The 20,525-nt window shown below is 36.0% G+C and carries 19 protein-coding genes and 1 pseudogene; 7 read left to right on the forward strand and 13 right to left on the reverse strand.

Annotated features, from left to right (window positions below; translation table 11 throughout):
- Nucleotides 1-16: 16 nt before the first annotated feature.
- Together MP477_RS19930 and MP477_RS19935 are read right to left on the reverse strand one after the other, a co-directional pair.
- Nucleotides 17-2,437, reverse strand: coding sequence for a TonB-dependent siderophore receptor (locus MP477_RS19930; protein ID WP_257191778.1), 2,421 nt, complete (start codon nt 2,435-2,437; stop codon nt 17-19).
- A 329-nt stretch (nt 2,438-2,766) separates the two neighbouring features.
- Nucleotides 2,767-3,351, reverse strand: coding sequence for an alkaline phosphatase family protein (locus tag MP477_RS19935; RefSeq protein ID WP_257191779.1), 585 nt, complete (start codon nt 3,349-3,351; stop codon nt 2,767-2,769).
- Between the two features lie 177 nt (nt 3,352-3,528).
- Here MP477_RS19935 and MP477_RS19940 point away from each other — a divergent pair, with 177 nt between their 5' ends.
- The gene (locus MP477_RS19940; protein WP_257191780.1) at nt 3,529-4,020 is read left to right on the forward strand and encodes a DinB family protein; all 492 of its coding nucleotides are present in this window, start codon (nt 3,529-3,531) and stop codon (nt 4,018-4,020) included.
- Nucleotides 4,021-4,381: 361 nt separating this feature from the next.
- Here the strand turns inward: MP477_RS19940 and MP477_RS19945 are convergent, their stop codons facing one another.
- Nucleotides 4,382-5,335: a YafY family protein gene (locus MP477_RS19945; RefSeq protein WP_230040341.1), complete on the reverse strand. Its 954-nt coding sequence runs from the start codon at nt 5,333-5,335 to the stop codon at nt 4,382-4,384.
- A gap of 95 nt (nt 5,336-5,430) precedes the next feature.
- Here MP477_RS19945 and MP477_RS19950 point away from each other — a divergent pair, with 95 nt between their 5' ends.
- Together MP477_RS19950 and MP477_RS19955 are read left to right on the forward strand one after the other, a co-directional pair.
- The gene (locus MP477_RS19950) at nt 5,431-6,000 is read left to right on the forward strand and encodes a Crp/Fnr family transcriptional regulator (protein ID WP_257191781.1); all 570 of its coding nucleotides are present in this window, start codon (nt 5,431-5,433) and stop codon (nt 5,998-6,000) included.
- Between the two features lie 115 nt (nt 6,001-6,115).
- Nucleotides 6,116-6,580, forward strand: a complete 465-nt coding sequence (locus tag MP477_RS19955; RefSeq protein WP_257191782.1) for a carboxymuconolactone decarboxylase family protein — start codon at nt 6,116-6,118, stop codon at nt 6,578-6,580.
- A gap of 48 nt (nt 6,581-6,628) precedes the next feature.
- Here the strand turns inward: MP477_RS19955 and MP477_RS19960 are convergent, their stop codons facing one another.
- Together MP477_RS19960 and lptB are read right to left on the reverse strand one after the other, a co-directional pair.
- A complete protein-coding gene (locus tag MP477_RS19960; protein WP_257191820.1) occupies nt 6,629-8,356 on the reverse strand; it encodes an ABC transporter ATP-binding protein in 1,728 nt (575 codons plus the stop codon).
- 575 nt (nt 8,357-8,931) lie between these two features.
- Nucleotides 8,932-9,657 (reverse strand): annotated as a pseudogene (lptB, locus tag MP477_RS19965) (LPS export ABC transporter ATP-binding protein); the annotation flags it as partial.
- A 131-nt stretch (nt 9,658-9,788) separates the two neighbouring features.
- Here lptB and MP477_RS19970 point away from each other — a divergent pair.
- Entirely contained in the window at nt 9,789-10,082 is a 294-nt protein-coding gene (locus MP477_RS19970) for a TM2 domain-containing protein (protein WP_230040349.1), read from the forward strand.
- Nucleotides 10,083-10,146: 64 nt separating this feature from the next.
- On the opposite strand, the gene hemB is transcribed toward MP477_RS19970, so the two are convergent.
- Entirely contained in the window at nt 10,147-11,136 is a 990-nt protein-coding gene (gene hemB / locus MP477_RS19975; protein WP_257191784.1) for a porphobilinogen synthase, read from the reverse strand.
- Nucleotides 11,137-11,254: 118 nt separating this feature from the next.
- Here hemB and MP477_RS19980 point away from each other — a divergent pair, with 118 nt between their 5' ends.
- The 3 genes from MP477_RS19980 (at nt 11,255) to MP477_RS19990 (ending at nt 13,937) form a co-directional block, all read left to right on the forward strand.
- Complete coding sequence (locus MP477_RS19980) at nt 11,255-11,605, forward strand: T9SS type A sorting domain-containing protein (RefSeq protein ID WP_230040353.1); 351 nt, start codon at nt 11,255-11,257, stop codon at nt 11,603-11,605.
- A gap of 105 nt (nt 11,606-11,710) precedes the next feature.
- The gene (locus MP477_RS19985) at nt 11,711-12,622 is read left to right on the forward strand and encodes an ABC transporter ATP-binding protein (protein ID WP_257191785.1); all 912 of its coding nucleotides are present in this window, start codon (nt 11,711-11,713) and stop codon (nt 12,620-12,622) included.
- 4 nt (nt 12,623-12,626) lie between these two features.
- Nucleotides 12,627-13,937, forward strand: coding sequence for an ABC transporter permease (locus MP477_RS19990; RefSeq protein ID WP_257191786.1), 1,311 nt, complete (start codon nt 12,627-12,629; stop codon nt 13,935-13,937).
- Between the two features lie 69 nt (nt 13,938-14,006).
- Here MP477_RS19990 and MP477_RS19995 read toward each other — a convergent pair whose 3' ends face one another.
- From MP477_RS19995 to lpxD, 7 genes are all read right to left on the reverse strand, one after another.
- Entirely contained in the window at nt 14,007-14,675 is a 669-nt protein-coding gene (locus MP477_RS19995; protein WP_230040365.1) for a porin family protein, read from the reverse strand.
- Nucleotides 14,676-14,690: 15 nt separating this feature from the next.
- On the reverse strand, nt 14,691-15,563 hold the full coding sequence (sucD, locus tag MP477_RS20000) for a succinate--CoA ligase subunit alpha (protein ID WP_047488432.1): 873 nt from the start codon (nt 15,561-15,563) through the stop codon (nt 14,691-14,693).
- A 90-nt stretch (nt 15,564-15,653) separates the two neighbouring features.
- Nucleotides 15,654-16,556 (reverse strand): LpxD N-terminal domain-containing protein, encoded by a 903-nt coding sequence (locus MP477_RS20005; protein WP_257191788.1) that lies wholly within the window; start codon nt 16,554-16,556, stop codon nt 15,654-15,656.
- A 70-nt stretch (nt 16,557-16,626) separates the two neighbouring features.
- Nucleotides 16,627-17,190, reverse strand: coding sequence for an elongation factor P (gene efp / locus MP477_RS20010; RefSeq protein WP_103293839.1), 564 nt, complete (start codon nt 17,188-17,190; stop codon nt 16,627-16,629).
- Nucleotides 17,191-17,276: 86 nt separating this feature from the next.
- Nucleotides 17,277-18,071, reverse strand: a complete 795-nt coding sequence (gene lpxA / locus MP477_RS20015) for an acyl-ACP--UDP-N-acetylglucosamine O-acyltransferase (RefSeq protein ID WP_230040369.1) — start codon at nt 18,069-18,071, stop codon at nt 17,277-17,279.
- On the reverse strand, nt 18,072-19,469 hold the full coding sequence (locus MP477_RS20020; RefSeq protein WP_047488416.1) for a bifunctional UDP-3-O-[3-hydroxymyristoyl] N-acetylglucosamine deacetylase/3-hydroxyacyl-ACP dehydratase: 1,398 nt from the start codon (nt 19,467-19,469) through the stop codon (nt 18,072-18,074). It lies immediately after the preceding gene.
- The gene (gene lpxD / locus MP477_RS20025; protein WP_257191789.1) at nt 19,462-20,493 is read right to left on the reverse strand and encodes a UDP-3-O-(3-hydroxymyristoyl)glucosamine N-acyltransferase; all 1,032 of its coding nucleotides are present in this window, start codon (nt 20,491-20,493) and stop codon (nt 19,462-19,464) included. Before lpxD ends, MP477_RS20020 begins: the two co-directional genes overlap by 8 nt.
- Between the last annotated feature and the right edge of the window lie 32 nt (nt 20,494-20,525).

A 20,525-nucleotide genomic window follows, 5' to 3' on the forward strand; every position in this document is an offset into this window, starting at 1 on the left:
TTCCCTTATTTATAGATTAAAAAGTATAATTAACATTGAGCTGAAAAATTGTTCCGTTAAATCCAAACTGATTGACCTCCCAAGGATATTTGAACCTTCCTCCAAGATCTGTTACTATATCTCCTTTACTGTCTATTATATCCGGATAAATATTAAATAAATTATTTACTACTCCGGAAACTTTAAGGTCATTCGTGATTTTATATGTTAAAACTATGTCTGTAACGACCTTACCAGAAAATGTCTGATCTTTGGCAGGATCAGCTGCATGCTGCCATGTAACAGAACCAAAATAAGTATTATTAAGATTAAAGTTAAACTTTGAAATGTCATATGAAAGACTAAGAATAGTTTTTGTTTTTGGCCTTGCAGAAGTAATTCTGGATTGTTCTTTTCTATCAAAAAAGTTTTCTGAGTAACCATTTTCAGCCAAGATAAGTGGAACAGCAATATTATCTACTATTTTAGTTTCGTTATAATTGAAAGCAGCAATAATTCCCAATCTTCCTTTACCAATAGCAGAAGTATAATAATTAGCTACAAAATCTACTCCCTGAGTAACTGTATTTACAGCATTGGTGAAAAACTTCAAGGAGGTTATTTTATTATTGTCTAATATTACTTCCACAGGGTTTGTTGTATCCGGACTACCAGGAGCACCGGTTTTGTAACCAATATCTCCTGAGAAAAGTACTCTGTCTTTAATTTTTATTCTATAATAATCTGCTGTAATAGTAAGGTTTTTAAAAGGTTTTACGGCAAATCCTCCAGTAATATTAAAGGCTTTTTCAGCATTTAATTTTGGTACCCCAAGATCAGATCTTACAATTTGAGAGTCATTATTAAAAGTACCCTGATTAGCTACTGTATTCCCTGTAATTTTGGTTTGAACATTAGAATAATAAATTTGGTGTAATGAAGGCGCACGGAATCCTGTAGAAACAGACCCACGGAACACTAATTTATCATCTAACAACTTATATCTTGCATTTCCTTTCCAGGAAACATTATTTCCAAAATCACTGAAATTTTCATACCTCACAGTTCCTCCAAGTAATAAGTTTTTTGTAATATCCCATTCAGCATTCACATAAGCGCCAATATTCTGACGATTTTCATTGACTTCATTCTGTGGCTGCAGCCCTGGAAATGATTCTGCACCAGTTCCTATATAGGATGCTTCCTCTCCTGCCTTCGCCTGATAGTTTTCATTGCGTACTTCAACACCAGCTCCTAAAACAAGCGCACCAAAATCTCGGTTGATATCTATGTTTCCTATAATATTACTAAACTGATGACCACCTGCTTTAAAACGGGTTGGTGAATTTGCACCCAAAGACGTATTAATGGTATTTCCTACAACATAATCTACAGCATTAGAGCCAAAGGTTGCACTACCATCAAAACTCCATTTTCCAAACATGCCTTTCCACCCGGAGGTTAAATTATAATCATAAACATCTGTTTTAAATTCTGGTTGAAATCCATTATAAGGCTGTCCTTTTGGAGTTAATAAACCAAAATCTGAAGTTACCCAATAGGGCGTTCTATACAAACCATAGCTTGTTCCATTCCTGTAAGTTGTCCCTCCAAAAGCATAGAACTTGCCCGTTTCACCTGTTGGCAATTCAAAATTTACAAACATATTGGCAACTTTTGTCTCTGGCTGTCCTATAGTCATTCCTAATCCAGGATTGGCTTGCGTCCAGGCATTCTCTACCCCAAAAAGCTCATCTTTTGTAGTAGATCCTGCACGGTTTGTTTTATTTTGGGAAGAATATCCCAATGTAAGATTCAAACTTCCATTTTTTGCCACTCTGATTCCTGTATTAAAATCTGCTCCGATATTAAAGCCATCTCCTTCTGAAGTAATACCCGAAAAAAGATTGACTGTACTTTTTCCAACGCTGTTCTTAAGAATAATATTGATCACTCCTGCAATAGCATCAGAACCATATTGTGCAGATGCTCCATCTCTCAATACCTCTACATTCTGTAAAGCGGCAGACGGAATACTTTTCAGATCCGTACCTACCTCACCTTTTCCCGGTGTATCATTTACATAAATTAAAGCACTTTGATTTTTTCTTTTCCCATTCACCAAAACTAATGTTCTGGAAGGTCCTAATCCTCTTAAATCTGCAGGATCAAAATGAGCTGTTGCATCAGAAACGGTTTGCTGTGATGAATTAAAAGAGGGTACAGCATACGTCAAAGCTTTATCAAAGGTAACCTGCCCTGTAGATTTTAGCTGTACAGCTGAAATATTATCAATAGGAATTGCAGAGGTAATTATGGTTCTGGGTTTAGTTCTCCCCGTAGTAACCACAACTTCATCTATATTGTTTTCTTTTACAGTTTCCTGAGCGTATGCCATAGTACCAGCTCCGCTTAATACTAATGCATAGATTTTTTTTTTAAAGATTTTCTTTTTCATGTCAAGTATTAATAATTAAATAAATTTATAAAAAAATTAAACACTAAACATAAAAACAAAATAAATAATAAGAATTATATTCAATAATCAATAAAATATTATTGATTTATAAAAACAAAAACTGATTTACAAAGTATAAAATTGCTTATTAATAATCTAAAAAAGAAATATAGCAACAATTTTCTATTTTATATAAAAAATAATTAACTGAAATTACAAATAATAATAATTTTATTCTTTTTGACAATCAATTTAAAATAGGTTAAAATTGCATCAGCTATGGCTCGCAATAACCATAAAAATGGCCGGCAAAAGCCGGCCAATCCAAATTATTTATTTACCTCTACATATTGTATTATGGTCTGATTTTTTGGGTTGTAGATAATAGTACTACTGTTTGGGAATCTTTTTAACTTATAATATTCTATACTTTTGTCATTCTTAATATCTTCTAAAAAACCTGTATCAAAAGTATTTTCAGGAAGAAATTTCGAAATAAAACTTATTTTATCAATAAGGCTTTGTCCATCAATTTTGCGGGCTGCTTTATCTGACTTACTTTCATCCGATGTAGGCTGCCCTTCCAAAAGAGGTAATAAGGCGGCAATGTCTGCCTTATATTTAAAAATATAACCTTCAGTACCGTTGGGAAATTTGAATCTTTTCCCTTTTTCCTCGGAAACGATACCCGCTCCTGCATTCGGAAAAACTTCACTGAACTTCACATCCTGAGAGTTTGTAAATGAGTTGATAGATTCGCTGACTGTTTTTTTGACTGTTTCTTCTACTGCCTGCTGGGCTTTTTGCTGTACCGTTTCCGTTGTTTTTTGGACGGTCTGGTCTATTTTTTCTTCAATTTTATTACATGAAACTAATGAAAGAACAGTAATAACTGGCAAAATATACTTCTTCATAATTCTAATGATCAATTTCTTTTTTTATTACTATACTTTTCCTTTAACGGAAAGTAGGTAAAGATATTTCAACAAAGGAATAATTTTTTTTTCGGGATCAAAAATCCTGCTGACAAACTGTTGTCATAACCCGGTCTTACCTTTGTATCAATAATAACAAACAAAAACCATACAATTATGACAACTACAACAACAGCAACAAAACAATTCATGACAACTGAGCAATTATTAAAGCACTGGCAGGGCCACAGAAATCTTACAAGAAGAGTTATTGAAGCTTTCCCTGAGAAAGAATTATTTGAATTTTCAGTAGGTGGTATGAGACCCTTCGCAAAACTGGCCGTAGAGCTGATCAGTATTGGCGGAGTTGCTTTAAAAGGAATTGTTGAAAAAAATATGGAAGCTTATAACGAAGAGGGCTTTGTTCCAACAACTAAAGAAGACATCTTAAAGAAATGGGATGAAGAGACAGAAGTAATCAATCATTATTTCGGCCAGATTTCAGAAGAACGTTTCCAGGAGACTTTCAACTTATTCGGACAATATGAATTCCCGGTATATGAAAACATCCTTTATTTTGTAGACAATGAAATTCACCACCGTGGCCAGGGATATGTTTATCTGAGAGCTTTAGGAATAGAACCTCCTTTCTTCTGGGAAAGATTTTAATATGCCAGGATACTATTTTATTTTTAAGCCTGTTTAAACTAATTAAAAATTGAGTCACCAAAGCTGAGTGAAACGCTATAAACACTTTAGTTATTTTAAGTTTAAAACTGATTGAAAATAAAAGCACACGTAAGCAAGAAATCTTTGATTTTTTAAAAACTTATGCGAGCTTTAGTGAGCTTATTCTCACAGCTTCATTAAACTTAAGTGTTCAAGAAACTTTGTGACGTTGACTACGTCGAATCTTTGATTTGTGGTTAAAATAAAAAGTTTAAACGAGTTCTTTAATAAAAATATTAGTTTCATTTTATAACCATTTCATCTTTTTGCCTATATTAAACCTCAGCAGTCATGTTGAGGTTTATTGATGTCTTTCAGTCATTTTCACCAGCAACTCATTGAGTCTTATCCGAAGACTTTCGGGTTCTAAAATGGTAGCATAATCGGCAAAAGTAATTAGCCATCGGGGAAAGCCGTCATTGATCCATTCTGTTTCAAAAGTCAGCTCGACACCTCTGTCAGTTTCCACCTCTTCAATCAGACCGTAATATTTTTTTGAATTGACCAGATGGGACATTATTTTTTTATCTACTAATAGTTTAGCAATAGATTTATTTACATTTGATTTTTTACGGTAATCATTCACCTGCCCATACTCCTGCAAAAAAGGAGTTTCTGTCTTGGTAATCTGCAAAATCCTATCTACCCGAAACTGCCTGAAATCTTTTCTCAAGGTACAGAATGCCATGATATACCAGAAATTGAATTCAAAGAAGACTCCTACTGTTTCAATGGTTCTGTGGCTCACTTTTGCATCTACCGTTTTATACTCTATAATGAGCTGAGTTTTCTCTGCAATGCTTTCTAGAATGATCGGAATAACATTTTTCAGAGAATCTTCCGGATGGGCATGAAAATTAAATACATCAATCTGCTTTTCAATATTCTGAATCAAATTCTTATCTGAATTTCTCAATACAGAACGCAGCTTCTCCATTGCTTTCTGGTAATGATTTCCCAAGCTCTGATGAGAAAATTTCTGCATCAGTTTTTCAGCAGTAATAAAACTTAAAACTTCTTCTTTGGTAAACATCACAGGCGGAAGTTTATAACCGTCCATCAGGGAATATCCGTTTCCGGCTTCTCCTATAATAGGAATTCCGGCATTTTCCAGTGTCTTTACATCACGGTAAATTGTTCTGATGCTGACATCAAATTTTGCTGCCAGGTCCTGCGCCCTTACAATAGGTTTAGACTGAAGCTGGGTGAGAATAGCGGTTACCCGGTCTAGTTTTTTAAGATAATGGTCGTTCATATTGCTTCAACAAAGCTAAAATTCTTTTTTGAGGTATCCCATAAATTATAAGTGCTTTTTTACTAATTTTATTTTTTTCAAACAGACTATTTCTTATGCCCTATACCCAGTTCATCCAGACCATTGAGAAGATTTTAAAACCCGAAGAGGAAGTTATGAACGGACTTGTTTCCGGTTTGGAATACAAAATGTACAGAAAAGGGGATTTTCTGTTAAAAGCAGATGAAACCTGCAGGTATTTTTATTTTATAGAAAAAGGCCTTGTCAAATTATTTTTTGACAATGGTGACAAAGATTTTATCATGACTTTTTTTGCAGAACATGCTTTTTTTGCAGAATTAAGCGGCTTTCTTACCAGGCAGCCTTCAAAATACATGGTTGTAGCTTTAGAAGATACTGAAATCCTTCGTATACATAAAGATATCATTGAGAAATTATGCAAAAAATACCACAGTGCAGAAACATTGTTCAGTAAATTGTATTCCAAAGCTCCGGTGAATATGATGGGAAGGATCAGTGAAATGCTGGAAGACGACGGCAAAAAGCGTTATCATAATTTTCTGAAACAGAGACCTGACCTTATTCAGCGCATCAGCCTTGGAGATATGGCAGATTATATTGGGATTACCCAGGTTTCTCTAAGCAGGATCAGAGCCCAAAAATAGATAACAACATTTGGAAATCAATTGTTTTCTTTCCTTACATTATTTATCATTTGTAAAAAAAATCCGGGAAATTCAGTTCTACATTTGTCACATCATTAATCAAAAAACAAATAGTATGTCACAAAGAATCAACGCTTTTGCAATGGGAAACAAAGCGATAAATGCACTTCACAACATGGGATTTCAGGTACAAAACTCATCATTGGACAACACATTTTTAGAACTCCTTTACTTCAGGGTTTCTCAAATGAACGGATGTGCTTTCTGCCTGGATATGCATTCCAAAGAATTAAGAGCAAAGGGTGAAACTGAACAGAGAATATTTCTGGTAAGTGCCTGGAGAGAATGTTCATTTTATACAGAAAAAGAAAAAGCCGGGCTACTTTGGGCCGAGTCTTTAACAGCTTTACAGGGTAAAGAAGTTCCTGATGAGGTATTTTCACAAGTAAGTCATTATTTTTCTGAAACAGAAATGGTGGATTTAACAATGGCTGTCATTGCCATCAACAGTTACAACAGAATCAATATTGCCTTTGGTGCAGAGGTGGGCACTTATCAGGTTCCTGAAAAAGCTCATTAAAAAATGGGTATTGAATAGAAAACTTAGCTGTCCGGCTGAGTTTTCTATTTAATTTTCTTTATAAGTATTCACCAGTTTGTCCAGGTTTAAACTCCTTGCTGAAGCATCAAAAATCTCCCGATAGGTACCATCTTTACTATAAAGTTCATCATGGGTTCCGTTTTCAACCACCCTCCCCTTTTTCATCACATAAATAGTATCCGAATCTAAAATCTGGGATAAAGAATGCGAAATAATAATCACTGTTCTTCCTTCTTTAATGGCATCTAAGGAATTCTTAATCTGTTCTGTGGCTATTGCATCCAAACTTGCCGTAGGCTCATCCAGAAAGATAATGGGTGGATTTTTAAGAAACAATCTGGCAATAGCAATTCTCTGTTGCTGTCCTCCTGAAAGCTGGGTGGCATCATGATTATACTGATCCGGAAGATCCATAATCTGCTCATGCAGGTAAGCCTTTTTGGCAGCTTCCTGAATTTCTTTAAGATCAGCATTCATATCTCCATAGCGGATGTTGTCTTCAATACTTCCCTGGAAGATATGATTTTTCTGAAGGACCAATCCGAGATCACTTCTCAGAAAAGTATTATCAAATTCATTAAGGTTTATAGTATCCAGCAGGATTTCCCCGGAATCCGGGAGGTAAAATTTACACAGAAGATTAATCACTGTAGATTTTCCGGCTCCGCTTAACCCAACCAAAGCGGTTGTTTTTCCATTCTCAATTTTCATGGATACGTTATGCAAAGCTTTTGTCCCGTTGGGATAGGTAAAATCAACATTTTTCAATTCAAAAACTCCCTTAATCTTTTTTTCTACAAAATTTCCGTTGGGCTCGGCTTCATGATCGGCATTAAGAATATCAAAATATCCTTCGGCATAGATCATGGCATCATTCATATCATCATAAATCCTGTGTAACTGACGGATAGGTGCTGAAACATTATTAAAAAGCATAATATGAAGCATAATAGCCCCAATAGTCATCTGCTGATCCAGCACAAGATAAACCGTTAAAAGAATAATCAGAACAACTCCAAACTGCTCAATAAAAGTTTTCATCCCATCATAAATAAAGTTGATCTTTCTGGTGAACATCTGGCTTTCCATGAGCTGCATCTGCAGATCATACTGCTTTTTACCTTCAAATTTTTCACGGACAAAACTTTTAATCACCATAATGGAATTAATCAGATTCAAAAGTCCTGAAGTTTTCTTTTCTCTCTGGTTTCTGAGCTGGCGACGCACTCCACCCAGCTTTTTGGCTTGTAGTGAGCTTATATAAAAATAAATGGGAACAATGATCGTAGAAACCATTCCCACATATATATTCTGCATGTACATAATAATCAAAGCGATAATAGCATTGGAAAAAAGCGGCAAAATATCTATGAAAAAATTCTGGACCAGCTTTGTTAAACTTTCAATACCGCGGTCAATTCTGATCTGTAATTTTCCGGAATCATGGTTTTCGTCATTAAAATAAGCAACTTTATAGGTCAAAATCTTATCTATAGCTGACTGTGCGAGAACAGAACTCACATTAATTCTGATCTTTTCCCCATAAAACTTCTGTCCGAAATTGATAAAAATATTCAGTAATTCCTTTCCAAGCAAAATAATGGAGATAATGATCAGGATATGAATCCCCTCTGTCATAGGATGGGGAAGATGGGTAAGCTTAGTCACCTCATCCACTGTATATTTCAGAACGATTGGGTTAACCTGTGCCGCCAGGGCTCCCAGAAAAGTAAGAAACAATGTTCCATAAATCATGGGGCGATAAGGCCTGATAAATGGAACCAGCTGTCTATAGATCCCAAATAAAGTAACTGTTCTGTTAAAAGGTTTTGCCATAGAAATTATTTAAACTGAAAAACGTACCGTTTCAAGAGAAAAGGTACGTTTTATTATAATTTACAGCAAATAATTCTTTCTTATTCTGAGGTTTCCCGGATTCATTACCCAGGAAAACTTTGCTTCCAGTTTTAATATTTTCAACAAATTCCAGGATCTTATCCTTCATACATATACGTAGTCAGATAATGAAGTTCTGATTTACTTGCCTCTTTAGACTCTGCCTGTGCCTGTTCTAAAGAGTAGTTGGAATTGATTTCTTTTTTCTGGAAAACAAATGAGTTGTTTGCATTTTTATCTACCACTTCATTAAAGATATGCTCAATCTCAGAATTGGCCAGTGAAGCAAAGCTGATATCTTCAAAACCATACATCATTCTCAGGTCATCAAACTGTTTAAAGTTTTCGTTTACAAATCCCTGGAAATGATTTTTTGAATCAAAATTCCCTGCCCAGATATTGTAGGCATATTTTTTCTTTTTCGGTTTGTCTAAAATACTTTGATAAACGAAGTTTTCTCCAAGGTATGCTTCTCTTACCTGTGGGTCATTGGCAAGATCTTCAGGGAGTCCTTCCTTAAGAATTTTCCCTTCAAACATGATATAAGTTTTGTTGGTAATTGCCAGCGTCTGCTGTACGTTGTGGTCGGTAATTAAAATTCCGATATTTTTATCAACAAGGCTTCTTACAATTTTCTGAATATCTTCTACTGCAATAGGGTCTACCCCGGCGAAAGGCTCATCCAAAAGAATAAAATTCGGACTGGTGGCAAGACAACGGGCAATTTCCGTTCTACGTCTTTCTCCTCCGGAAAGAAGGTCCCCTCTGTTTTTACGAACATGCTGTAAAGAAAATTCCTCAATCAGCTCATCACATTTGATTTGCTGCTCACGTTTTGAAAGCTTGGTCAATTGCAGTACTCCCATAATGTTTTCTTCCACGGAAAGTTTTCTGAAAACGGAAGCTTCCTGTGCCAGGTAGCCAATCCCTTTCTGAGCTCTGCGATACATAGCATCAGTGGTGATCTCCTGTTTATCAAGAAAAATCTTTCCTGAAGTAGGCTTAACCAACCCTACAATCATATAAAACGAAGTGGTTTTTCCGGCTCCGTTCGGACCCAGCAAACCAACAATTTCTCCCTGTTGAACCTGTACAGAAACGCCTTTTACAACTTTTTTAGGACCGTATTCTTTGATTAAGTTTTCTCCTCGTAAAATCATAGGGCAAATATATCAAAAATATAAACTCCCTTTATAGCAATATAAACTTATTTACTTTCATATCACTGTAACTTTTTATAATTTCAAACTACTTATATTAAAAAAAATCAATCGGTTAAAAACATTAGGAAATGGAAAATTACGGCTATACAAAAACAGGAAACACACAAAATCAGCAGAGCAATATCCCCTATCGTTCGGAAAAGAAACTTCCAGCGGCTATATTGGGTATCCTTGTAGGGTGGCTAGCTCTCAATAAATTTTATCTGGGGTATACCAAAGAAGGTGTTATTCAGCTCATCCTTAATATCGTTACCCTAGGAGCGGCATCTATTATTCCGTTTATAGAAGGTATTTTATATCTTTTTATGAGTGACAAGCAGTTTGATGACACTTACGTATATGGAAAAAAAGGCTGGTTTTAACCGGCTATGACATAAGCAAAAAAAAAACACCTCTAGTTGAGGTGTTTTTCATAGTATCTTTTTCTTATTTATTCAGAATCATTGCTGCTTCTTTTGCAAAATAAGTAAAAATCATATCTGCTCCGGCTCTTTTGAAACAGGTAAGACTTTCAATGATGGTTTTATCATTATCCAGCCAGCCATTCTGAACCGCTGCCTTTACCATGGCATATTCTCCACTTACATTATAAACCGCTATCGGCAAGTCTATAGCTTCACGCACTTTGGAAACAATATCCAGATAAGGAAGTCCCGGTTTGATCATGATAACATCAGCTCCCTCATCAATATCTTTATAGACTTCATTCAATGCTTCACGGGAATTGTGAAAATCCATCTGGTATGTTTTTTTGTCTTTCGGAATCTCCATATCATCTTTCGGAGCACTGTCTAAAGCACTTCTGAAAGGTCCATAAAAAGAACTTGCATATTTTGCAGCATAGCTCACAATTCCTACATCTGTAAACCCGCTTTCTTCCAGTGCTTCACGGATCACCAGTACTCTGCCATCCATCATATCGCTTGGTGCCACCAAATCTGCCCCTGCTTCAGCATGAGACACAGACATTCTCGCCAATGCATCATTGGTAGCATCATTTAAAATCTTTCCGTTTTCAATGATTCCGTCATGACCATAGATTGAATAAGGATCCAACGCTACATCAGGCATAACCACCATTCCCGGAACGGCATCCTTAATCGCCTTGATGGTATTCTGCATCAATCCATCTTTGTTCCATGCTTCTTTTCCGGTATTGTCTTTCAGATTTTCTGACACTTTCATGTACAAATTGACAGCTTTTACTCCTAAAGAAAATAATTCCTTACATTCTTTTACGGTTAAATCTATACTCCGCCTGAATATCCCCGGCATCGACGGGATTGCCTCCTGCTTGTTTTCGCCCTCCATTACGAAGATCGGCATCACAAAATCATCAGTTGTAAGCACATTTTCTCTTACCAAACCTCTGATAGATTCATTAACTCTAAGTCTTCTATTTCTTGAATGTATCATTTTGGAATACTTTTTGAATAAGTTTCTACAAATTTACTACAAGTTCAATAAAAAACTATTGTGCAAGATTGTAGAATTTGTTACATTTGTTATATATATTCGAGAAAATATAAATTTGATGAAAAAACTTTTACTTTTAATTTTATTTGTAGGCACTTTTGTTGGATTTTCCAACAATTTACAAGCTCAGCTTAAGGAGCCGGGTTCCATCTCACAGAAGGCTGATGATGGAGTGATGATTGCCTATCCAAATCCTGCAAAGGATTATCTTATCATAAAGGCAAAGGATTCTTCTTTAAGAATCAAAAGTGTGACTTTTTATTCCATTTTGGGTATGCAGGTTGCCAGCTATACTGTCAATATGAATTCCGGAGAAATCAATATTGAAAAATTGAAACCCGGAAAATATCTGATCCGTTACCTCTTAAGTGACAACACGCAAAAAGTTACTCAAATCGTAAAACAATAAATTAGAATCCTGATAATCATCAGGATTTTTTCTTTTACACCAATTCTGTTTAATATTTCCGTAACTTTCAGCACTTTTTTATACTAATTGTAAAAGAACAATTTAATGTTAAAAGCTGAACATATTAAAAAGACCTATAATGCAGGAAAAAAGGTCGCACTGGATGATTTTAGCATCCATGTTCCACAAGGCAGCATTTATGGGCTTCTAGGCCCCAACGGAGCCGGAAAAACTTCCTTTATCCGTATTATCAACCAAATTACCCAGGCAGATTCAGGAGACATCTTCATCAATGGAGAAAAACTGAATCCGAATCATATCAGAGATATTGGTTATATGCCTGAAGAAAGGGGATTATATAAGAATATGAGTGTGGGTGATCAGATTCTTTATTTTGCAGAACTGAAAGGGATGAGCAAAAATGACGCCTTACAGGAAGCTAAAAAATGGTTTGAAAAACTCAATATTGACCAATGGTGGAAAAAAAAGCTTTCTGAACTCTCCAAAGGGATGGCCCAGAAGATCCAGTTTGTAGTTACTGTTTTACACAGACCTCACCTTTTGATTCTTGATGAGCCCTTCTCCGGTTTTGATCCTGTAAATGCGAACTTGATTAAGGACCAGATCATTGATCTCAAAAATAATGGAACCACCATTATTCTTTCTACCCACAGAATGGAAAGTGTGGAAGAAATGTGTGATTATGTAGCATTGATCAACAATTCCAAGAAGATTATTGACGGAAAGGTTTTTGACGTGAGAGAAAAGTTTAAGAAAAATATTTTTGGCGTTACGCTTTCCGAAGTTGGCAGTGACCAATTTGAAACCTTCAAAAACAAATATGAAATTTTTAATCTTTCTCATGAGAATAATCTCATTTCATTCGACCTGAAGAACGAGGCCGGTCAGAATAATATTCTCCTTGACCTTGTAAACGTTGGCCAGGTAAGATCATTCGACGAAAGAATTCCTAGTATGAATGAGGTGTTTATTAATGCAGTAAGTAACCATTCTTAATTTTATGAATAATATTTTTTTAATTACAAAGAGAGAGTTTCTTACTCAGGTTAAGAAAAAGTCTTTTATCATATTGACCTTATTGGCTCCTATCCTTATTATTGCTTTTGGAGCAGTGATTGGGCTTATGTTTAAAGCTAATGAATCTCACAGTATCATAGAGGTGGTGGATAAAAGCGGATTGTTTAAAGATCAGCTAAAGTCTAATGATAAACTGGATTACCAATTTATTTCTGCAGCAGACGAAAAGGCAAAAGTTAATAATTTAAAAGACAACGAGTCCCTGGATGGTATTTTAATTTTACCGGAGCTTAAAAATCAAAATTATGATGAGCTGGAAAGCAGCAGCCGGTTAATAGTAAACAGCAAAATAGGTCTTGATACAAAACAGAAGATTGTTTCTGATATTTCCAACGTTATTAAAAAGGAAAAGATCAAGCAATTAGGGATTCAGGAAGTTCAGTTAGATGATCTTGATAAAAGTTTCACCCTGAAAACCATCAATGTATCTAACGACAATAAAGAAGATTCTGATCTTGCTTTCGGGGTGAAAACAGGACTTAGCATGATTTTGATGTACGTCACTTTTATGTTTATCATCATTTATGGAGTAAGAGTAATGCGAAGCGTTCTGGAGGAGAAAAACAACCGTGTCGTAGAAATTATCATTTCTTCTGTAAAGCCTTTTGAGCTGATGATGGGGAAAATTTTAGGGGTGACCTTAGTTGCCTTAACTCAGTTTATCATCTGGATCACCATGTCTGTGATTGGTGCTGTGGTTTTAAATACCGGTTTTTCATCACTCCAGAAAAATATTCCTGGCGGAAATGAACAGGTAATGAATAAACTGGACATTGCCCAGCTGGCTACTCAGATTTCTCATAGCTTACTGGAAATGAACTTCCCATTGATTATTTTTGTATTCATTGTTTTCTTCCTTTTAGGCTATATTTTCTATAGTTCAATTTATGCTGCAATAGGCTCTGCCGTTGATAATGAAACCGAAACCCAGCAGTTTACTTTATTTGCTGTTTTACCGTTGATGCTAGGGATGTATGGAAGCTTTTCATTAATGAATAACCCTGATGGTCCACTGGGCTTCTGGTTATCTATTATTCCGTTTACTTCACCTGTGGCAATGATTGCAAGAATACCATTTGGAGTTCCTGCATGGCAGATTGCATTATCTATTGTATTATTGTTGGGAACAACCATTTTCATGATATTCCTGGCAGGAAAAATTTACCGTGTAGGTATTTTAATGTATGGCAATAAAGCTACTTTAAAAGAGCTTTGGAAATGGATCAGAGGATAGAGACTATCTTTATTTATAAAACAAAATCCCGGAAATTCCGGGATTTTTTTATGTTATGATGAATAACTTTTATTTGAATATGTAGCTTAAGGTAAGCGCTAAAACCTGTTCAGATTTTTTCTTGTCGGTACCTCCTTTTTCTTTGGCAAGGCCAGGATAAGTATCTGAAAAACCTAAATCATATTTAACGGCTACTTCCAATTGTCTCTTGAAGCTATAACCTACTCCTAGTCCTAACCCCCAGTTGAAGCTTTTTGCTTTTCCGTTGACTGTTGGTCTTGCCGGATCAATAACATCCGGATCATAATAAGGTCTGTCTGCAGGAACATCTTTAACATTCTGGTTAAGCAAAAAGTTAAATCTTGGTCCTATCATTCCAAAGAATTCTGATTCAGATTCTGAAAAATACCCTTTAAAATAAAGAGGTACACTCAGATAGTTGTTGCCATATACAGCATCATAACCATCTTTTCCTTTTGCATCCTTATCTTTACCAGTTTCTCCTGCACCATAGTACAGAACTTCCGGCTGTATATAGAATTGGTTTGCCTTTCCAACCGGGATCAAAGCCAAAGCTCCACCTTGAAAAGTGTATCTAGGGCCAGAAGGATTATGGGCATTGGCTACTCTGGAATAATTTAATCCTGCAGTAACTCCAAATCTGGTATTTTTCCATTGAACTTGAGCAAAAGACAAAGCGGAGAGGGTAAGCGCTGAGGCTAATAAAAGTTTTTTCATATGTTTTGTTTAAGATTATCCTAGGATTTTTGCAACAGTTGCACCGATGTCAGCAGGAGAGTCAACAACGTTGATACCATTTTCTCTCATGATTTCCATTTTTGCCTGAGCTGTATCTTCAGCACCACCTACAATAGCACCAGCATGTCCCATTGTTCTACCTTTTGGAGCAGTCTGTCCAGCAATAAATCCTACGACCGGCTTAGTAGATCCGCTTGCTTTGTACCATCTGGCAGCTTCAGCTTCTAATCCACCACCGATTTCACCGATCATTACAACAGCTTCAGTTTCAGGATCATTGATGAATAACTCTAATGCTTCTCTTGTAGTTGTTCCAATGATTGGGTCACCACCAATACCGATAGCTGTAGAGATTCCGTATCCTGCTCTTACCACCTGGTCAGCAGCTTCATACGTAAGGGTACCTGATTTTGAAACAATACCTACCTTACCTTTTTTGAAAACGAAACCTGGCATAATACCAATTTTAGCTTCTTCAGAAGTAATGATTCCAGGGCAGTTTGGTCCGATTAATCTGCAGTCTCTGTCAGCAATATAAGATTTTACTTTTACCATGTCAGCTACAGGAATACCTTCAGTAATACATACAATTACTTTAATACCTGCTTCAGCAGCTTCCATAATAGCATCTGCTGCAAATGCTGGCGGTACGAAAATAATACTTACGTTTGCTCCTGCTTTTTCAACAGCGTCAGCTACTGTATTAAATACCGGCTTTCCTAAGTGCTCGCTACCTCCTTTTCCTGGAGTAACCCCACCTACTACGTTGGTTCCGTATTCAATCATCTGGCTAGCATGGAAAGTACCTTCGTTCCCTGTAAATCCTTGTACAATTACTTTAGAATCTTTGTTTACTAAAATTGACATTTTATTGTTGTTTTAATTTATTAATTATTTTATTAATGATCACAAATTTACTTAAATTTCTTTGATTTTAGATAAAACCTTTAGAATAGTTTATTTGAGATTTCTCAGCTTTACTTCTTTTTTCAGATATGTTTTGAAGTCTTCGGCAAACATCCCGATATAAGTACCTTTTTCCAGGTCTCTGTTTACTCCGGTTTTTCCTAAAATTACAGTTCCAGCTGCTATTTTATTGCCTGAGGCGATGCCCACCTGTCCCCATAATGTTACTTCATCTCCAATAATACAACATCCGGCAATCCCCACCTGGGAAGCGATCAGACACTTTTTCCCGATAACGGTATCATGTCCTATCTGGATCTGGTTATCCAACACTGAGCCTTCTCCAATTATGGTAGAATCTGTAACACCTCTGTCAATGGTACAGCCGTTTCCTATCTCCACATTATTTTCTATGACCACATTTCCCACTGAAATTAAACGGTCAAAGTTTCCGTTTAGCTTTCTGTAATAAAATGCATCACCACCCAATACTGTATTGGATTGAATGACTACATTATCTCCTATTTCTGTTCTGTCACCAATGACAACATTAGGGAAAATAAGGGTATTTTTTCCTATTTTCACATTATTTCCAATGGCTGCTGAAGGGTGAATTCTTGTGCCCTCACCAATTTCTGCATCATGAAGTTCTTCTGTGAAATTGTATATTCTTGTAAAATGAGTATTAATTGCATTAAAATCTCTGAAAGGATCATCAGAAACTAAAAGAGCTTTTCCTATAGGACATTCCACTTCTTTATCGATCAAAATGATGGTAGCCGCAGACTGTAATGCTTTGTCATAATATTTAGGATGGTTCACAAAAACGATCTCACCCGGTTTCACCATATGGATCTCATTGGAACCCAATACTTCAAAATCTTCAGGACCAACAAATTTTGCTCCTATCAGATCTGCAATTGTTTTAAGCTTTTGTGGAGAATGGAATCTCATAACAATAGATTTTCTTATAAAACAAAATTCGGAATGCTAATGCAAACCGAATTTATGTAAATTGTATTTATTATTTTACTCTTTCTAAGTAGCTACCGTCTTCAGTGCTTACTTTAATTCTATCTCCCGGCTCAATAAATAAAGGAACCATTACTCTTGCTCCTGTTTCAACGATTGCGTTTTTAAGGGCATTTGTTGCAGTGTTTCCTTTCACCCCCGGATCAGCTTCAATAACGTCCAGATAAACGGATTGTGGAAGCTCAGCAGAAAGTGGAGTTTCATCAGCCTCTTTCAGAATGATCGTTACTTCTTCACCAGCTTTCATAAACTGAGCGTTCTCGATCATTTCTTTATTGATATATAATTGAGAGAAGTCATCATTATTCATGAAGTGGAACCCGTTCTCATCATCATACAGATACTGGAACTTTCTTGTAATTACTTTTACTTCATCAATTTTATGTCCTGCAGAAAAAGTATTATCAAGTACTTTCCCATTGGTTACTGACTTCAGTTTTGTTCTCACGAAAGCAGGACCTTTTCCTGGCTTTACGTGCAAAAATTCAATTACTTTGAAAATATCATTGCTAAATTCGATGCAAAGTCCTTTTCTGATATCGTTACTTGTTGCCATTAATTATATTATTCTTTTTTTATTTAGTTTTTATTGGGCTGTGCGGCAAATAGGCAAATTGCAAATTTACTTTTAGCTCTGTTTGGTTAATTGCTGTCTTTGCTGGTTCCGTATCCTTTTACAATACCTCTTGGTGAGTTTTGGATAAACTGTAGGATTTCGTCTCTTTCAGCAGTAGGAAGCATTTCTTTTTCAATATATGCCAGTGCCTGGGAAACATTCATCTTCATCTGGAAAATAGCTCTGTAAATTTTTTGAATTTCGAAGATCTTCTCATTAGAAAACCCTCTTCTTCTTAAACCAACAGAATTAATCCCTGCATAAGAAATTGGGTCTCTGGCAACTTTTACATACGGAGGAATATCTTTTCTGATCAGTGATCCCCCGGAAATCATAGTATGTTTTCCGATTTTACCAAACTGTTGAACTGCTGAAAGACCTCCCATTACAGTAAAATCTCCAATTTCAACATGTCCTGCAATACCGCATCCATTGGCAATAATCACATTATCTCCTATAATACAGTCATGAGCAACGTGGGAAGTAGCCATGATAAGACAATTGCTGCCTACCTTTGTAAATCCAAGAGCTTTAGTTCCTCTGTTTATAGTCACACATTCTCTTAAAGTTGTATTATCTCCAATAATTGTTTGTGTATCTTCCCCATCGAACTTCAAGTCCTGAGGGATTGCAGAAATTACAGTTCCCGGAAAGATTTTACAATCTTTTCCTATTCTTGCGCCTTCCATGATGGTAACGTTAGGACCAATCCAGGTTCCTTCTCCAATTTCTACGTCCCCTGCAATTGTAGTAAAAGGTTCTACAATTACATTTTTGCTGATTTTCGCACGTTTATCTACGGCTGCTAATTGATGGATCATTTAATCAACTTTATTTTTTGCAACTTGAGCCATAAGCTCTGCTTCCACTGCCACTGTATCTCCCACATATCCATACCCCTGCATGTGAACAATACCTCTTCTGATAGGTTCTATCAGTTCAATTTTGAAAATAATAGTATCTCCAGGAACTACTTTTCTTTTGAACTTTACTTTATCGATTTTAATAAAGTATGTAGAATAGTTTTCAGGATCTGGAACGCTTGCCAATACAAGAATACCTCCTGTCTGTGCTAAAGCTTCCACCTGAAGTACTCCCGGCATTACAGGCTCTTTAGGAAAATGCCCAACGAAGAAGGGCTCATTCATAGTAACATTTTTCAATCCTACTACATGAGAATCTGAAAGTTCAAGAACTTTATCAATTAATAAGAACGGAGGTCTGTGAGGCATAAGCTTCATAATTCCGTTGATATCGAATACCGGCTCTTTTGTAAGATCAAAGTCCGGAACGTTTTTCTTTTTCTGCAATTTCCACTGACGGTTTAGTTTTTTTGCAAATTGAGTATTTACAAAATGGCCAGGTTTGTTAGCTATAACCTTACCTTTTATTTTTACTCCAGCTAAAGCCAGATCACCAATTACATCCAGTAATTTGTGTCTTGCAGCTTCATTTGGATAGTTTAAATTCAAATTATCAAGAATACCGTTTGGTCTGATAGAAACATTATCTTTCCCAAAGGCTTTCTTTAATTTTTCTGTAGTTTCCGGTGTAAGATCTTTATCTACATATACAATAGCATTAGATATATCTCCTCCTTTGATCAACCCATGGTCTAACAGCATTTCCAGTTCATGTAAGAAGCTGAATGTTCTTGCTGATGATATTTCGTCTTTAAACTCAGAAATATTTTTTAGCGTAGCATTTTGAGTCCCTAAAACTTTAGTTCCAAAATCTACCATTGTTGTTACTTCGTATGTATCTGAAGGTATAATTGTGATTTCCGAGCCGGTAGCCGGGTCACTATAAGTAAGAACTTCTTTTACTACCAGATATTCTCTGGCAATGTTTTGCTCTACGACTCCAACACTTTCAATTGCTTCGACAAAATATTTTGAAGATCCGTCCAAAATTGGGGGTTCAGAGGCATCCATTTCTAACATTGCATTATCAATATCACAACCTACTAATGCTGCTAAAAGATGTTCGCAGGTCGTAATTTTTACTCCCAGTTTTTCTAATGTTGTTCCCCTTTCTGTTGCTATAACATAATTGACATCTGCTTCTACCTGAGGATGGCCCTCTAAGTCTGTTCTTACAAATACAAAACCTGTGTTCTCTTTGGCAGGTTTAATGGTAAGTTTTACTTCTTTACCAGTGTGAAGACCAATTCCAGAAAGAGTAACCTCTTGCTGAAGTGTTTTTTGCATATCACTCATTAGTATGATCTTTTGAGTTATTCTCAAGATTATTTATTCTGCTTACTATTTCAGTGAAATTTCTGAAATGAACATAATTTCTCAGATAGTCATTGTAGCTGATTGCTGGTGAACCATACAGTGTTTCTTTGTCGTTAACACTGGAATTCACACCACTCTGAGCCTGAATTTTCACTTGGTTTCCGATTTTGATGTGCCCTACAATTCCTACCTGACCTCCGATTTGATTCCAGTCCCCAATTGTAGTAGAACCCGCAATACCGGCTTGTGCGGCTATTACATTATTCTGTCCTATTTTCACATTGTGAGCAATCTGAATCAGATTATCAATTTTTGTTCCCTTACCGATAATGGTAGAACCTATTGTTGCCCTGTCAATACTACAGTTTGAACCGATTTCAACATCATCTTCAATAATAACATTTCCAAGCTGCGGAATCTTTTTGAATCCTTCAGCGGTAGGCTGAAAACCAAATCCATCACCTCCTATTACCGTATTAGAATGGATCACACAATTATCACCAATAATGCAATAGTCATAAATTCTGGCACCACTGTCAATCTTACAGTTTTTACCAATTTTTACACCTTTTCCAATATATACATGTGGATAAATCTGTGAGCCCTCCCCGATTTTAGCTTTCTCAGAAACATAAGTAAATGCACCGATATAAGCTTTGTCTCCTATTACAGCTGTATCATGAATGGATGAACCATTCTCAACACCTTCTTTTCTTCCTCTCATTTCCTGATATAAATTCATCAGAACCTGAAAAGAAAGATAGGCATCTTTTACAACAATTAAGGTTGGATTGTAATTATCTTTGACTATAAGTTTCTCAGAAACAATGATAACGGAGCATTTGGAGGTATCCAAAAAATGAGAAAACCGATCTTGTGCTATAAAAGAAAGATGTCCTGATTCTCCATTTTCAATTGGAGAAACCCCTGTAATAAGTGCCGTTTCGTCACCTATTATTTTTCCGTCAATAAAACTTGCAATTTGCGAAGCTGTAAATTCCATATTCTGCAAAGATAAGAAATTCTATAATTTGC

Source organism: Chryseobacterium sp. WG23 (genome assembly GCF_024586575.1).
Taxonomy (GTDB): Bacteria; Bacteroidota; Bacteroidia; order Flavobacteriales; family Weeksellaceae; genus Chryseobacterium.

Bases quoted from the DNA above. Each gene is read 5' to 3' on its own strand.
- MP477_RS19930 (WP_257191778.1), bottom strand. From the start codon at position 2,437: ATGAAAAAGAAAATCTTTAAAAAAAAAATCTATGCATTAGTATTAAGC.
- MP477_RS19935 (WP_257191779.1), bottom strand. From the start codon at position 3,351: ATGAAGAAGTATATTTTGCCAGTTATTACTGTTCTTTCATTAGTTTCA.
- MP477_RS19940 (WP_257191780.1), top strand. From the start codon at position 3,529: ATGACAACTACAACAACAGCAACAAAACAATTCATGACAACTGAGCAA.
- MP477_RS19945 (WP_230040341.1), bottom strand. From the start codon at position 5,335: ATGAACGACCATTATCTTAAAAAACTAGACCGGGTAACCGCTATTCTC.
- MP477_RS19950 (WP_257191781.1), top strand. From the start codon at position 5,431: ATGCCCTATACCCAGTTCATCCAGACCATTGAGAAGATTTTAAAACCC.
- MP477_RS19955 (WP_257191782.1), top strand. From the start codon at position 6,116: ATGTCACAAAGAATCAACGCTTTTGCAATGGGAAACAAAGCGATAAAT.
- MP477_RS19960 (WP_257191820.1), bottom strand. From the start codon at position 8,356: ATGATTTATGGAACATTGTTTCTTACTTTTCTGGGAGCCCTGGCGGCA.
- MP477_RS19970 (WP_230040349.1), top strand. From the start codon at position 9,789: ATGGAAAATTACGGCTATACAAAAACAGGAAACACACAAAATCAGCAG.
- hemB (WP_257191784.1), bottom strand. From the start codon at position 11,136: ATGATACATTCAAGAAATAGAAGACTTAGAGTTAATGAATCTATCAGA.
- MP477_RS19980 (WP_230040353.1), top strand. From the start codon at position 11,255: ATGAAAAAACTTTTACTTTTAATTTTATTTGTAGGCACTTTTGTTGGA.
- MP477_RS19985 (WP_257191785.1), top strand. From the start codon at position 11,711: ATGTTAAAAGCTGAACATATTAAAAAGACCTATAATGCAGGAAAAAAG.
- MP477_RS19990 (WP_257191786.1), top strand. From the start codon at position 12,627: ATGAATAATATTTTTTTAATTACAAAGAGAGAGTTTCTTACTCAGGTT.
- MP477_RS19995 (WP_230040365.1), bottom strand. From the start codon at position 14,675: ATGAAAAAACTTTTATTAGCCTCAGCGCTTACCCTCTCCGCTTTGTCT.
- sucD (WP_047488432.1), bottom strand. From the start codon at position 15,563: ATGTCAATTTTAGTAAACAAAGATTCTAAAGTAATTGTACAAGGATTT.
- MP477_RS20005 (WP_257191788.1), bottom strand. From the start codon at position 16,556: ATGAGATTCCATTCTCCACAAAAGCTTAAAACAATTGCAGATCTGATA.
- efp (WP_103293839.1), bottom strand. From the start codon at position 17,190: ATGGCAACAAGTAACGATATCAGAAAAGGACTTTGCATCGAATTTAGC.
- lpxA (WP_230040369.1), bottom strand. From the start codon at position 18,071: ATGATCCATCAATTAGCAGCCGTAGATAAACGTGCGAAAATCAGCAAA.
- MP477_RS20020 (WP_047488416.1), bottom strand. From the start codon at position 19,469: ATGAGTGATATGCAAAAAACACTTCAGCAAGAGGTTACTCTTTCTGGA.
- lpxD (WP_257191789.1), bottom strand. From the start codon at position 20,493: ATGGAATTTACAGCTTCGCAAATTGCAAGTTTTATTGACGGAAAAATA.